The 13448-nt window shown below is 70.0% G+C and carries 10 protein-coding genes and 1 pseudogene; 3 read left to right on the plus strand and 8 right to left on the minus strand.

Annotated elements, in window-relative coordinates; genetic code table 11:
• Window positions 1–2: 2 nt before the first annotated feature.
• Complete coding sequence (gene bcsB / locus SB771_RS12135; protein ID WP_175661848.1) at window positions 3–2318, minus strand: cellulose biosynthesis cyclic di-GMP-binding regulatory protein BcsB; 2316 nt, start codon at window positions 2316–2318, stop codon at window positions 3–5.
• 572 nt (window positions 2319–2890) lie between these two features.
• Between bcsB and SB771_RS12140 the strand changes: the two are divergent.
• Window positions 2891–3166 (plus strand): annotated as a pseudogene (locus SB771_RS12140) (diguanylate cyclase domain-containing protein); the annotation flags it as partial.
• A gap of 46 nt (window positions 3167–3212) precedes the next feature.
• On the opposite strand, the gene SB771_RS12145 reads toward SB771_RS12140, so the two are convergent.
• From SB771_RS12145 to SB771_RS12160, 4 genes are all read right to left on the minus strand, one after another.
• The gene (locus tag SB771_RS12145; protein WP_175661847.1) at window positions 3213–3668 is read right to left on the minus strand and encodes a hypothetical protein; all 456 of its coding nucleotides are present in this window, start codon (window positions 3666–3668) and stop codon (window positions 3213–3215) included.
• The gene (locus SB771_RS12150) at window positions 3668–5071 is read right to left on the minus strand and encodes a phosphatase PAP2/dual specificity phosphatase family protein (RefSeq protein ID WP_175661846.1); all 1404 of its coding nucleotides are present in this window, start codon (window positions 5069–5071) and stop codon (window positions 3668–3670) included. The genes SB771_RS12145 and SB771_RS12150 overlap by 1 nt, the downstream gene beginning before the upstream one ends.
• Complete coding sequence (locus tag SB771_RS12155; protein WP_175661845.1) at window positions 5068–6837, minus strand: bifunctional alpha/beta hydrolase/class I SAM-dependent methyltransferase; 1770 nt, start codon at window positions 6835–6837, stop codon at window positions 5068–5070. Before SB771_RS12155 ends, SB771_RS12150 begins: the two co-directional genes overlap by 4 nt.
• Window positions 6838–6905: 68 nt before the next feature.
• Window positions 6906–7511 (minus strand): CDP-alcohol phosphatidyltransferase family protein, encoded by a 606-nt coding sequence (locus SB771_RS12160; protein ID WP_175661868.1) that lies wholly within the window; start codon window positions 7509–7511, stop codon window positions 6906–6908.
• A gap of 450 nt (window positions 7512–7961) precedes the next feature.
• On the opposite strand from SB771_RS12160, the gene SB771_RS12165 reads away from it, so the two are divergent.
• Complete coding sequence (locus tag SB771_RS12165; RefSeq protein ID WP_011656573.1) at window positions 7962–8594, plus strand: lysophospholipid acyltransferase family protein; 633 nt, start codon at window positions 7962–7964, stop codon at window positions 8592–8594.
• A gap of 36 nt (window positions 8595–8630) precedes the next feature.
• On the plus strand, window positions 8631–9560 hold the full coding sequence (locus SB771_RS12170) for a phosphatidate cytidylyltransferase (protein ID WP_126227540.1): 930 nt from the start codon (window positions 8631–8633) through the stop codon (window positions 9558–9560).
• 59 nt (window positions 9561–9619) lie between these two features.
• Here SB771_RS12170 and SB771_RS12175 read toward each other — a convergent pair whose 3' ends face one another.
• From SB771_RS12175 to SB771_RS12185, 3 genes are all read right to left on the minus strand, one after another.
• Entirely contained in the window at window positions 9620–10444 is an 825-nt protein-coding gene (locus tag SB771_RS12175; RefSeq protein WP_175661844.1) for a topoisomerase IV, read from the minus strand.
• Between the two features lie 33 nt (window positions 10445–10477).
• Entirely contained in the window at window positions 10478–11251 is a 774-nt protein-coding gene (locus SB771_RS12180) for a hypothetical protein (protein WP_175661843.1), read from the minus strand.
• 122 nt (window positions 11252–11373) lie between these two features.
• On the minus strand, window positions 11374–13203 hold the full coding sequence (locus SB771_RS12185; protein ID WP_175661842.1) for a methyl-accepting chemotaxis protein: 1830 nt from the start codon (window positions 13201–13203) through the stop codon (window positions 11374–11376).
• Window positions 13204–13448 lie beyond the last annotated feature (245 nt).

Raw genomic sequence — 13448 nt, forward strand, 5'->3', positions numbered from 1 at the left:
CGTTACATCCCCCGTCGACGCGCGGCGATTCTCTGCAGCACGCTGAACACGCCGAGCGCGAGCAGCAGCCCCGCGGCGACGCCGACCACGCCGAGCACGACCGGGTGCCGCGCCGCCTGCGTCCAGACGCGCGCATACCACGGCACGAAGCCGACCACGTACGGCTCGCCCACACGGAGGCTGTCCACCTGACCCGGCCGCACCAGCGCGAGGTCGCCCTGCAGCTGCGACACGAGGCCCGGCTTCTCGAATACGTCGAGCAGATCGGCCAGGCGCGTCTGGTCGGTCGCCGTCAGCGCGACGACGCTGCGGCCGTGGCTGCCCGGCAGTTCGAAGCCGGCGAGCGCGGCGAGCGAGCCCGTCTGCTCGATATGCGCGCCGCCGTCGGCCATGCCGATGCCGTTGCGCCAGCGTTCCTTCACCGAGAAGGCGACGCGCGTCGCGCCCGTGCCGCCCTGCTGGTCGATCGTCAGCGGCAGCGCCGCGCGCCAGTGCGACAGCAGCGGCGACGCGGGCGAGCCGTCGATCACGAGCAGGTCCTTGCGGCCCGCCAGCGCGGCGACGTCGCCGGGCCGCGCAACCTCGACGCGCAGCGCCGGGAAGCCGGTCCACTGGCCCATGTGGCCGAGCATCGTCAGGTAGGCTTCGAGCTCCTGCGACGACGGGCGGTCGGGGATCACGACGGCCGTCTGCGACAGGTCGGCGAAGCGCGTGAACGGGAAGCCGCTGTTCGCGAAGAACGCGAGGTTCGGCAACTGCGCGTAGTGGACGAAGTGCGAGAAGTCGATCGTCGAATCGGGATCGATCGCCGCGCGCTGCGGCTCGGTCGCGGTGCTCGAGCAGAGCCCCGTCTTCTGCGAATCGAGCGTGAAGCGGAACTGCAGCTGATTGCCGCTGCCGACGCGAAACGCCGGGATGTCCACATCGCTCGTCACACGCCCTTCCGGCACCGCGAGCAGCGGCAGCTGCATGCGCCCGCGCGCGTCTTCCGCATGGGCCGGCCCGAGGCGGTACGACTTCACGAGCTGTTCGTTGATCTCGACGGCGAGCGTCGAGTCGTCCTGCACGGTCGGCGCCGTATAGCGGTAGCGCAACGTGATCGGCACGCCCGAGCCGTTCCACGAATGGAGATCGGCCGGCACGCGCAGGTTCAGGCGGATCGCGTCGGGCGTCGTGCCGCGCACTTCGAGCTCGCGCGGGTCCGACACGAGTTCGCGGAACGCGATCGGCCGGTTCACCGGCAGCCAGCGCGGCGCGTCGTACGGTTTGCGGGGCGCGCCGAGATCGACGTGCGCGACGGTTGCCGCCGGGCCCGACAGCGCCGCACGGCCGAGCACCAGCGCCGCGACCGCGTCGTCGACCTCGGCCGCCGTGCGGCCCGTCACGACCAGCAGCTTGCGGCCCGGCGCGGCCGGGTTGTCGGCCACCGCGAGCAGCGGGCCGTTGACTGACGGCAGCGCGAGGCCGGCCGGCAGCGTCGCGGCCGTGCCAACCACCACCGCCTGATCGTCGGTCGGCAGCGTCGCCGCGACCGGGAAGCGCGCCTGCCGGTAGTCGGCCTGCGCGCCGAACCACGACGCGAGCACGCCAGCGCTGCGCAGCGTCGCCGAATCGGGCGACGCCGGCAGCACGAACGGCAGCCGCAGCAGCCCGTTGTCGCGCCGGTCGAAGAACGGCGCGGGCAGCAGCGCGAGGTCGTTCGGCAGGCGCAGCGGCGATTCGTCGAGGATCAGCTCGCTCGTCGGGCTCACGTCGGCCCACAGCGCCGAGTTCGACGGGTCCTCGCAGTGATCGAGCGTGTAATGCGCGATCAGGCGCAGGCCGATCTGGTTGAAATCGGAGAAGTAGCGCGGATCGATCGGGATGTCCTGCGTGACCGTGCGGCCCGCGCGCGTCGCGTCGAACGGGACGGTCGCGATCACCTCGCCGTTCATCGACACCTTCAGGTGCGACATCGGGAACACCAGCGACGGCGAATACGCGTAGGTCAGACGCAGCCGCGCGCCGGTCACCACGCGATCGAGCCGCACGCCCGCGTTGATCGTGCGTGCGTCGTCGGCGCCGCGCAGGCGCACCGGATCGAAGGCGCCGAGCGACGCGAACGGCAGGTGCACGGTCGTCGTCGGCAGCCCGGCGGACGCCGCGCTGGCGGCATTCGGCACGGCCGCGCCGCTGGCGGGCGACGGCGCGGCCGGAGTCCCGGCGGACGCCGACGCGGCAGCAGACACCGCCGGCATCGGTGCGGCCGACAACGCGGCCGCATGGAGCGCGCCGAACGTGGCCACCGACAGGACGAACAGCGAAACGGCCGGCTTCATGCGCGGCTCCGCATCGTCGTGATCGTCCGGTTATCAAGCGCGTCGCGACCGACGCGCGCACAGCAGCTCTGCCCGCGAGTGCACATCCCCACTGCTTCCCCTCAATGTCTGGCCTGAATGCAATTATCGAAACGACGCGGCGAACTCTCTGGCTGCCGATTCGTCAGACGGTGCGCGCGCCTGGCACAGGCGCTCGCACATTCGTCACACTATCTTAAAATCAGGGCGAAACTCACCGTGATTCGCGCTGACGGAGCGAAAAACAACTCAATTCGGTCGGAAATGCTGCGCGCCGCGATTGAATGGCAAGAATTACGCCGTTGCTGCCTGCCGGACCGACCGGCATACTGCCGGCGCTCCCGGACTGGCCGGTCGAATACCCGACTACCGGCCGAATGCCGGTTGCGACCCCTTGCGGGCCGCCCGGATGCGCTGCCGCGTGAGCGGCGCGTATGCTACCGCAAGCTCGCGCCGAGCGTCGCGCTTTCTTCATGGAAAACTGACTTGGATCAATTCGTCGACACCGCCACGCCGTCCCCCAAGGCCTCGATCTGGGCGGCGTGATGGCTTAGCGCTCGGATACGGTTGCGCGGGTGGGCGGCGACGAGTTCGCGGTGATCCTGCCGAACGTCGGCGGCCGCGACGACGTCGACGCGCAACGCGCCCGGCTCGCGCGCAAGGTTGGCGAGCCGTTCGAATTCGACGGGCATCCGCTGCGGCTGGGCGTCAGCGTCGGCATCGCGATGCCGCCCGACGACGGCACCGACATGAACGCGCTGATCGAACATGCGGATCGGGAGATGTATGAGGTGAAGCGCACGCGGACGCGACGGGAGGCGCAGGTGTGACGCGTGACTCAGATCGCGTCCGGCCACCCGGGCCGCGCACGCACGACTAACCCACCCGCGCCACCGCGATCGCCAGCCCGACCACGATCCACTGCACGATCGCGATCAGCACGGCGGCACGGCACAGCCCGACCGCGCCGCGCACGCGGTCGTCCAAAGCGCGTCCAGCCTTCCCCGCATCGATCCAGCCGAGCTCGACAAGCGCGCGATCGAGCGCGGCAAGCCCGTCGTCGACCGACGCATCGCACGACGCCGCCCGCGCCAGCGCGGCGAACAGCCGGCGGTCGATCTCGATGCGCACCGCGTACCACAGCGCGGCAATCCCCGACCCGGTGCTGACCACGGCCAGCAGCACGCGCGCGATCGTCGCCGGCGCCCAACCCGACGCGATCCACCAGCCGGCGCCGGCCGCGGCCAGCGCGGCCGCGATCGCCCACGCGCCGCCCGCATCGAGCGCACCGCGCGCGGCGGCGATCCGGAACGGTGCGGACGGGTCGCGCATCACGGCCCTCCCGTCACGCGGCGGCGGTCGATCCAGTCCTGCAGCACGGCCACGCCGTCGTCCGACCATACCGCGCGCGGCCGCACCGCCCGTACCGCCGCGAGCGCGTCGCGCGCATCGCCAAGCCCGCGCCGCGCAGCGAGCCACGCGGCCGCGCACAACACGCTGCGCCCGTAGCCGAGCGCGCAGCAGACCAGCACGTCGCGCCCTTCCGCATGCAGGCGTTCGAGTGCCGCGACGGCCGCCGCGAGCTGCGCGGGCGTGGGCGCGACGAGGTCGAGTTGCGGCACCGCCACATACGCGAGCGACGCGTCGGCCGCGGCCCAACGCGGCATCTCGGCGGTCAGGTCGACGAGCGCCGTGAAGCCATGGCGCCGCACGTCGCGCGTGGTCGGCGTGCGGCCGATCGACACCCGCTCGTCGATCCGCGCCGGCGCCGGCTGCCGGAACGTCCATAACCGCGAATTGACGAACGCGCCGACGATCGTCGGCGCGAGCAGCCAGCGGACAGACACCGGCAAGCGGCCCGCATCGTCCTTCTGGAACGCGCCGGGCGCGCCGCGCCAATAAATCCACGCGACGCACGCGAGCGCCAGCGCACCCCACCCGGCCGCCAGCGCCAGGCCCGGCGCACGCGACACGCAGTAAAGCGCCGCGAGCGCGACCAGTGCAGCGCCGAGCGCGTAGCGGCGCGCCAGCGCGCGTCCGGCGGCGGACGGGGAAGCGTCCGCACCGCGCAACCGGCCCGCGGCGTCACGCAACGGAAACAGAAACAACGCGAGACAGCCGACGGCCGCACCGGTCGGCACGTCGATCATGTGATGCTGGTAGGTCGTCAGCACCGACACGCCGATCGCCGCGAACCATGCATGCAGCACGATGCGCGCGGCGGTGCCGCGCAGATGCTTCGCATAGACGGCCCACAACACGACGAGCAGGCCGATGTGCAGCGACGGCGCCTGGTTGAACGGCTTGTCGAACCCCATCAGCAGCGCGAACAGCGCGCCGGCCGCGCCGCCCGCATCGGGCCGCGCGAAGCCGAAGCGCAGCGGCCATGCGATGAAGCACGCGACCGAGATCAGCTGCACGGTCAACAGCCGCTTCACGTGATCGAGCAGATCGTCGCGGCGGGTCCAGAAGAAGAACGACAGCGCGTACAGCAGGTCGATCGACCAGTACGGCACGATGGTCCACGGCACGAACGGAATCGCGTGCTCCCAGCCGAACGCGAAGGTCGGCACCTCGGCGCGGCGCGCGGCGAGCCAGTTCGCGAAGCCGTAGGTGGAGAAGAACACCGCACCCATCGCCGCGAGCCAGCCGACGCGCAGCGCGAACGACGCATCGCGCGCGCCGGCCGCCGGCTCGGCCAGACCGCCGCCCGCGCCACCGCCGAGCGCGCTCACGACGCGTCGACCCGCTGCGCGAGGCTCACCGTGAAGATGCCCATCTCGTCGATGCGCTGATCGAGCTTGCGGAAACCGGCGCGCGCGACGAGCTCGTCCATCTCGGCCTGCGAGCGGCGGCGCATCACCCAGGTCGCGTCGCCGCGGTGGTTGTTCAGCGCACGCGCGATGAATTCGAGCTGCGGATGCCACGGCTGCCCCGTATACACGAGATAGCCGCCGGGCGGCACCGCCTGCGCGAGCCCGCGCAGCGAGCGCTCGATCAGCGCGTTCTCGCCGAACAGTTCATACAGCCCCGACACGATCGCGAGCGTCGGGCGCGGCTCGAGCGTCGCGAGCGACGCCTCGTCGAACGCGTCGCCGCGCTCGAAGCGCGCGATCGGCTCGAGGCCGCGCTGCGCGATCAGCACGCGTCCGGCCTCGACGTTCGGCGGGCTGTAGTCGCGCAGCGTGATGTCGTCGGGCGCCGCGCCGTCGCGTTCGGCGGCCGTCGCGATCGCGTCGAGCACATAGCGTCCGTGCCCGGCCGCGATGTCGACGATCCGCACGGGTTCGCCGAGGCCGCGCAGCCGCCCGATCGCCGCGCCGATCAGCTCCTGCAGATGCACCTTGCGCTGACGGATGCCGACCCAGCCCGGCGAGTCGAGATAGGTGCGGTCGATCAGCGCGCCGACGCCGAGCCGGCCCTGCGCGCGGTTGCGGTACACGTAGTCGAGCGTCGAGCCCGAATCGAAGCCGAGCCGCAACCCGAGCGCGATGCCGTCCGACAGCGCGCCGCCGGCCTTCAGCCCGGCTCGCGTGATCGCCCAGTACGCGCGGGCGAACGGGTTCGCGGGCGGCCGGCCGAGCGCCGCGTATTCGTCGTGGAACGCGCCGCGCCGGTCGGCGTCGGCGAGCGACACGCGCGGGCTCGGCGTATCGAACTCGCGCAGCACGAACGCGCGCAGCGGCGTGAGCGCCTGCGCGCGGTCGCGCTCGCCGAGCGTGTCGTGATAGAAGCCGGGCAGCACGATGCGCTCCTTGCGCACGGCGCCGAGCCGCTCGAAGAAGCGGTCCTGCGGGCCGCGATGGACGACCCAGTCGGCGCCCGAGATCAGCAGCTGCGTCGGCACGGTGATCGCGGCCGCATCGGCGACGATCCGCTTCGCGGTGTCGTGCAGGTCGAGCAGCATGTTGACGGCGATCGGCCGCGTGATCAGCGGATCGGCCGCATAGCTCGCGATCCGTTCGGGGTCGTGCGTGAGGAATTTCGGTTTCACGTAGCTGTTCACGTAGAACAGCCCGCGCAGCTTGTGCATCAGCCGCAGTCCCGGCCGCGCGAACGGCACGTAGAGCTTGATGTGGAACGCCGGTGACGCGACCACGAGGCAGCGGATCGGCGGCGCGTAATCGTGTACCCAGGTGGCGGCGAGCACCGCGCCGACGCTCTGCCCGATCACGGCGATGTCCTCGATCGCGATGCCGTGCGTGTCGCGGATATGCTCGACGAAGATCTGCAGGTCGCGCACCGACGCGGCCGCGCTCGGGCTGTAGCCGCGCGCGCCGGGCGAGCGGCCGTGGCCGCGCGCATCCCATGCGAAGAACGCGAAGTCCGGCAGGTCGAGCTCGTCGACGAGGTGCGCGACGCGCGCCGAATGCTCGTGGCCGCGATGCAGCAGCACGATCGCGCCGCGGCAGCGCGGGCCCGTCGCGGGCCAGTGACGATAGAACAGCGTTTCGCCGTCGTGCGTGGTGAAGTCAGCCTCGCGGGCCGTGCGTGCGCTCATGCGTTTCTCTCGTTTCGTTGTTCGAATCATGCGGCGCCGCCCTCAGGCGCCGGCCCACCCGTTGGCCGTCAGCCGCCCGCTTCGGCGACGCCGGCCTGCACGCGCCGCACCACCGTCACGATCGACAGCACGATCAGCACACGCCACAGCCACGCGGCGACGCTGCCGACCGGCAGGCCGAAGCCGATCCACAGCGCGAACGCGCCGAGCGCCAGCGCGCGGTCGCTCTTGCCGAACGGGCCGTCGTAGCGGCGCGTCGCACCGGCGAGCGGGCCGATCAGCCCCGCGCATTCGACGATGACCGCCATCAGCGCGAACAGCCAGACGTCCGCCGGAGCGAACGCGGGAATCGCGAGGAACGGCAGCACGAGCGCGACATCGGACACGACGTCGCCGAGCTCGTTCAGGTACGCGCCGAGCGTGCTCTTCTGCCCGTGTTCGCGGGCGAGCATGCCGTCGATCGCGTTGAGCGCCATTCGCGCGAACAGCCAGATCGGGATCAGCAGGAACAGCGCGCGGGCGAACACGCCGAGCCCCGCGAGCGCGCCGACGACGATCGAGCCGCCGGCCGCGAACAGCGTGACCTGGTTCGCGGTGACGCCGCGCTCGGCAAGCGAATCCGCGAACGGACGCAGACGGTTCTGGAATTTCGGTTTGAGTGCGTAGAGGCTCATCGTTTTATTGGTTCTGCTCATTCGGACACGTTTCCAGCCGCCATGCCCCGGGCGGCGCAACCGTCGGCATCGACGGCTTTTCGACAGGTGGCCGTAATCGTCGCCGAGCGGCCCCGACGCGTCAAGCAGCACGCCGCTGGCGCCGCGCGGGCAATCTGGCGTTTTTGACGGAAACTCGCGATAATCCGCTGGCCCGATCGCAGCAAGATCTATTCGAACTGCAAACGGGCGCTCGTGCAACAGCCGATTATCACGCCGCCGACCGGCGACCGCGCCGCGACGTCCGCCGGCGCATCGTCCGATTATCGCGGCCCTGCGACAGGCAGCCACGAATTTGAAAAAACTTAAACAATGGCCGTCCGGTGCGCATCCTGCCGCGCCGGCATTCCGGGATTCCGCCTGCCGCGCGTGCGCGGCCGCGCGGGCATGCAGGCAGGAGGCGTGGCGCCGATGAACATCCTGAACGTCTGGCAGCGCGATTTCCTGCTGTCGATCGTCCGGCTCGTCGCCGGCGCGTATCCGGTCTGGCATCAGGCACCGCCGTCGCCGACGCAGAAGATCTACTTCTCGAACCACACGAGCCACATCGACACGCTCGCGATCCTGGCCGCGCTGCCGCGCGACGTGCGCGCGGTCGTGCGGCCGGTCGCCGCGCGCGACTACTGGGACAGCAGCGACCTGAAGCGCCATATCGCGCAGAAGCTGCTGAACGTCGTGCTGATCGACCGGCATCGCGAAAACGGCGGCAATCCATTGGATCCCGTGCGCGACGCGCTGCGGCAAGGCCACTCGATCATCATCTTCCCGGAAGGCACGCGCGGCGCCGACGTGCTGCCGCAGCCATTCAAGAGCGGCCTGTTCCATCTCGCGACGGAGTTTCCCGACGTCGCGCTCGTGCCGGTCTATCTCGAGAACCTGCAGCGCATCATGCCGAAGGGCGCGATCTGGCCCGTGCCGCTGATCTGCAAGGTGCACGTCGGTGCGAACGACGCGCTCGGCGCCGGTGAAGACAAGCCGGCCTTTCTCACTCGCATGCGAGACGCGATCGTCGCGCTCGCGCCGCCGCAGCGGCCGGCCGGCTGATCGCGGCGCCCTCCTTTCCCTTTTCCGGACCTCTTCATGCGAACTCTCTTCTGGGAACTGGTCGCGGGCGTCACCGGCGTGCTGCTGCTCGCGACGGTGATCGGCGCGATCCTCGGCGCGCGCAGCGGCGGCGCCAGCGCGACCGTGGTCAACCTGAACCAGCGCATCCGCGCGTGGTGGGCGATGATCGCGATCATGGTCATCGCGATCAGCCTCGGCAACAACGTCACGTATCTGGTGTTCGCGCTGCTGTCGTACCTGACGCTGCGCGAATTCATCACGCTCACGCCGACCACCGCGAGCGACCATACGACGCTCTTCATCGCGTTCTTCGTCGCGATTCCGGTGCAGTACGTGCTGCTCGGGATCAACTGGTACGGGATGTATTCGATCTTCGTGCCGGTGCACCTGTTCTTCGCGATGTCGCTGGTGTCGGCGCTCACGCAGGACACGCGCGAATTCCTGAGCCGCAACGCGAAGATCAACTGGGCGCTGATGGTCTGCGTGTACGGGCTGAGCCATGCACCGGCCGTGCTGATCCTCGACATTCCGCGCTACGCGGGGCAGAACGCGCTGCTGCTGTTCTTCTTCCTGTTCGTCGTGCAGATCAGCGACGTGCTGCAGTACGTGGTCGGCAAGCTGTGCGGGCGCCGCAAGATCGCGCCGCGCCTGTCGCCGTCGAAGACGGTCGAGGGCTTCATCGGCGGCGGCCTGCTCGCCACGCTGTGCGGCGCGTCGCTGTATCGCGTGACGCCGTTCAGCTTCGGCGCGGCGTTCGGGATCTCGCTCGCGATCGTGATCGCGGGCTTCGTCGGCGGCCTCGTGCTGTCGGCCGTGAAGCGCTCGCTTGGTACCAAGGACTGGGGCTCGATGATCGCGGGCCACGGCGGGATGCTCGATCGCGTCGACTCGATCTGCTTCGCGGCGCCGGTGTTCTTCCACCTCGTGCGCTACGTGTACGTGTGACGGGCGGGCGGCGCGATGCCGCCCGGATCCGCGGTTCTGCGGTACCCCGCACGGGCCGCTCAATACCCGTCGCGCACGGCCTTCGGCACGATGTAGCGGCCGCGCGCCGCGTCGAACTTCACCGTATGGCGCGCGTGAATCGCGCGATTGCCGCGCGTGCCGGTCTCGGTGACGATCAGCGGATAGACGCTATCGTTGCCGCTCGTGTCCGGCGCGATCGCGAAGCGGCGTTCCTCGCAGCGCGCCGGATCGTTCGCGCATTCGGTCGATTCCGCATTGTCGAGCGCTTCGTCGATGCGCGCCGCCGCCGGCACCAGCGCGTCGCCGTACGGCAGCCAGATCGAGCGCATGCTTTGCGTATAGCCTTGCCGCGAGTCGCTGTTGCCGAGGACGAAACCGAACAGATGCGGCCCGAGCCGCTGGATGCTCACCGTGCCCGGCTCGCCGCGCCCGCCGGACACGATGCCCGTCTTCTTCAGCGCCGGTTCGAGCGTCGCGCCGTCCTGCGAAGGACGAAGCACGTACAGGTCGATGGTGCCCGGCGTCGCATCGGAATCCATCCCCGGCATCCCGTTCTGCACGGCGTCCTCGGTCTCGCCGCACATCGCGAGCAGCGTGCGCGGGCCGTCGGCCGTCGCGACGCGCAGCGATCCGCACGACGCGTAAATGAAGTCACCGGCGTCCGACTGCCAGCCTTTGCGATCGGCGCGCCAGTTGCCGTAGGTGTCGTGGATGAACTTTTGCAGCTGACGCTCGGGATGCGCCGGCTCGGCCGCATGGGCCGGTGATGGCGCGACGAGCGCGGTGAGTGCCGCGACGGCGGACAGTGCGGCGAGGGTCGCCGCGGGCAGCTTGATACGCGATTTCACGTTCCGGATGTCCATGTCTGAGTTCGATTGGGTGAGTCAGGCCGGCGATCACGGTTGCCGCGGCGCGATGCCGGTACCGTCGCGCTTCAGCCGCGCTGTCGGCACCCAGCCGTCGGCCCGGCTTTTCGTGCGGGGGTTCAGGTAGGTGACCGACGTGAACCGGCCGTATTCGGTTCGCGCGGCGACGTGATCGTGCTCGACGATGAATAGCCCGTCGATTCGGCATGCGTCATCCGGCGCGGAAAAGAACGGCAGTCGCCCCTTGCCTGTCACGATGCGTCCCGCGTCGCGGCTCGTCACGACGTCGCCCCGCTCCTGTGCGCGACGGTTCAGCGCGTCACAATCGATCGCGGCGGGAGCGGATGCGATGGTCCAGGCAGGCGCGGCCGGAGCGATACACGTCGATATGTAGCGCGACAGCGCCTGAGGGTCGACCGCCAGCACATCAGGCTGCGCCGGATCGCGCGTGACGTCGACCGCACGCAACGCATGTGCATCGAGCGTGACCCAACCGATCGTCGCGTCCCCGTTCGGCGTGCCCGGATGGTCGGGCTTCACGAACAGCCTGACGCCGTACACGCCTTCCGGTTGACCGGTCAGCTCCGCCGGCTCCGCATGGATCGCGCGCCGCTCGAACGCGGGATGCCGCAATGCCGGCACGATCAGTCGTGTCAGCCCTTCGTCGCACGAGACGGGCACCGCCGCGTGCGCGGCAGCTACGCCCAGTCCCGCCAACGCGACATACATCGCAATAGCCGCGAACCATCCACCGCGCACGGCGGCGCCCTTCACGCTGGCCGGCGTCATGATCTCGTTCTTCATTCCAGGATCCGGTCGATGCGCGCGGCCCATGCCGCACGCGCGGGCGATGCCCGCGAGGCCGTAGCGTACACGCACGGCGCGGCATCGCAAGCGCGCATCGCACTGGCCCGGCGCGCGCCGCGTCACACCCGCGCGGTATCGGCCGTTTGCGGCTGCGCCAGCTTGAATTCACCCACTATTTGCGCGAGCTGCGCCGCCTGCTCGCGCAACAGCGCCGCGGCCGCGGCGGATTCCTCGACGAGCGCCGCGTTCTGCTGCGTCGAATGATCGAGCTGCGACACCGCCTGGTTCACCTGCGCGAGGCCGGTGCTCTGCTCGTTCGCCGCCACCGTCATTTCCGCGATCACGCTCGTGATGCCGCGCACGCCCTCGACGATCTCGTCCATCGTGGCGCCCGCCGTGTGCACAAGCCCCGACCCACCCTCGATCTTGTCGACGGACGCCTGGATCAGCTGCTTGATTTCCTTGGCGGCCTGCGCGCTGCGTTGCGCGAGCGTGCGCACCTCGCCCGCGACGACCGCGAAGCCTCGCCCGTGCTCGTTCGCGCGCGCCGCCTCGACCGCCGCATTCAATGCGAGGATGTTGGTCTGGAACGCGATGCCGTCGATCACGCCGATGATGTTCGAGATTTCGTTCGACGCCGCCGTGATCTCGCCCATCGTCGCGACCACCTGGCTCACCACCTCGCCGCCGCGCATCGCGACGCCCGACGCCGATTCCGCGAGGCGGTTGACCTGCGTCGCCGCATCGGCCGAGTTGCGCGCCGTGCCGGCAATCTCCTCGAGCGCCGCCGCGGTTTCCTGGAGGCTCGACGCCGCATGCTCGGTGCGGCCCGACAGGTCCTGGTTGCCCTGCGCGATCTCCGCGCTCGCCACGCTCACGGATTCGCTGAACCCGCGGATCTGCAGCAGGATCGCCGAAATCTTTTCCGCAAACAGGTTGAACGCGCGCGCGATCTGCGCGGCCTCGTCATTGCCGTCGGCCCGCAGCCGCTTCGTCAGGTCGCCGCTGCCGCTGGCGACGTCGGTCAGCGCATCGCGCACCAGCAGCACGCGCTTGAATGCCGCGTTCGTCAGCGCACCGACGAGCGCGGCCGCGATACAGGCCACGATGACGATGGCCACGAGCGTCGTCGTCGCGACGGCCCGCATGCCGGCCGTCACGTCCGACCGGTCGAGCGCCATCACGAGCGACCAGTCCGTGCCGGCGATCGGTTGCGCGCGCAACAGCTTGGTCACGCCGTCCACCGCGATCGCCACCGGCTCGCTCGCGCTCTGCAGGCTCGCGAGGCGCTCGGGCGTCAGTTCCGGCGATAGCTGCACGGCCGGTTTCATGATCAGGTCGGTCTTCGCGCCCGCGATGAGGCGCCCGCCGCGGTCGACGAGAAACGCGAAACTCGCCGGCGTCGGGTGCATCGACGCGACGATCGCGCTCGCACGTTCCATATAGAGACTCGCCGCCAGCACGCCCTTCAACGTGCCGCCGCGCATGATCGGCACCGCGAATGCAAAAGCCGGCTTGCCGGTCGACGCGTCCTGATACAGCGCGGTGACGACGAGCCGGCCGGCCTCGACCGCCTGCTTGTACCACGGGCGCGCGGTCGGATCGTAACCGGGCGCAAGGGAGATGTTCGAGAAGGCCGTGTGGTCCGGCAGGCCGAGCGTCAGCACCTGGAAGCCGCCCGACTTGCCGAGCAGCGTGAGTGCCGGCAGCGGATCGCCTTCGCCGACCGCCAGCGTATCCGCGAGCGCCTGGGTCTGCTGCGCGCGGCCGGCGACCCACTCGTCGAGCGCCAGCGCGTGGCCGGCGAGGACGGACTGGAGGTTCCGGTCGATGGTTTCGTCGTTGTGTCGCTTGACGACCTGGTACACGAGGCCGCCGGTGACGGCGAGCGCCGTGACGACGATGGCGACACAGGTCGCCACGATCCGGGCGCGAATTGATGACAGCATGGTGACGGCGATCTCCGGTTGCGCGTTGTTATCGAACAGTCAATGAGTACGCAAACGGGTTTAACGACCGGCCGCGAGGCAACTTGAGGTTAGACTGGTCAGACCATGCAAAAAAATCTGCGGATGCACCGGCTCCGCCCCACGACGCCCGCGCGGATCAGCGCCTGCGCTTCACGGGCGAACCCGTCGTGAGCACGCCCACGAGCGCCGCGAACCACCGTAATCGAGACCATGAGCGCACGTCC

The organism is Burkholderia sp. SIMBA_051 (assembly GCF_046534915.1).
Taxonomy (GTDB): domain Bacteria; phylum Pseudomonadota; class Gammaproteobacteria; order Burkholderiales; family Burkholderiaceae; genus Burkholderia; species Burkholderia ambifaria.

Excerpts from the sequence above, each read along its gene's own strand:
- SB771_RS12160 (WP_175661868.1), bottom strand. The coding sequence starts at position 7,511 with ATGAGCCTCTACGCACTCAAACCGAAATTCCAGAACCGTCTGCGTCCG.
- SB771_RS12170 (WP_126227540.1), top strand. The coding sequence starts at position 8,631 with ATGCGAACTCTCTTCTGGGAACTGGTCGCGGGCGTCACCGGCGTGCTG.
- SB771_RS12175 (WP_175661844.1), bottom strand. The coding sequence starts at position 10,444 with ATGGACATCCGGAACGTGAAATCGCGTATCAAGCTGCCCGCGGCGACC.
- SB771_RS12165 (WP_011656573.1), top strand. The coding sequence starts at position 7,962 with ATGAACATCCTGAACGTCTGGCAGCGCGATTTCCTGCTGTCGATCGTC.
- bcsB (WP_175661848.1), bottom strand. The coding sequence starts at position 2,318 with ATGAAGCCGGCCGTTTCGCTGTTCGTCCTGTCGGTGGCCACGTTCGGC.
- SB771_RS12155 (WP_175661845.1), bottom strand. The coding sequence starts at position 6,837 with ATGAGCGCACGCACGGCCCGCGAGGCTGACTTCACCACGCACGACGGC.
- SB771_RS12185 (WP_175661842.1), bottom strand. The coding sequence starts at position 13,203 with ATGCTGTCATCAATTCGCGCCCGGATCGTGGCGACCTGTGTCGCCATC.
- SB771_RS12145 (WP_175661847.1), bottom strand. The coding sequence starts at position 3,668 with ATGCGCGACCCGTCCGCACCGTTCCGGATCGCCGCCGCGCGCGGTGCG.
- SB771_RS12180 (WP_175661843.1), bottom strand. The coding sequence starts at position 11,251 with ATGAAGAACGAGATCATGACGCCGGCCAGCGTGAAGGGCGCCGCCGTG.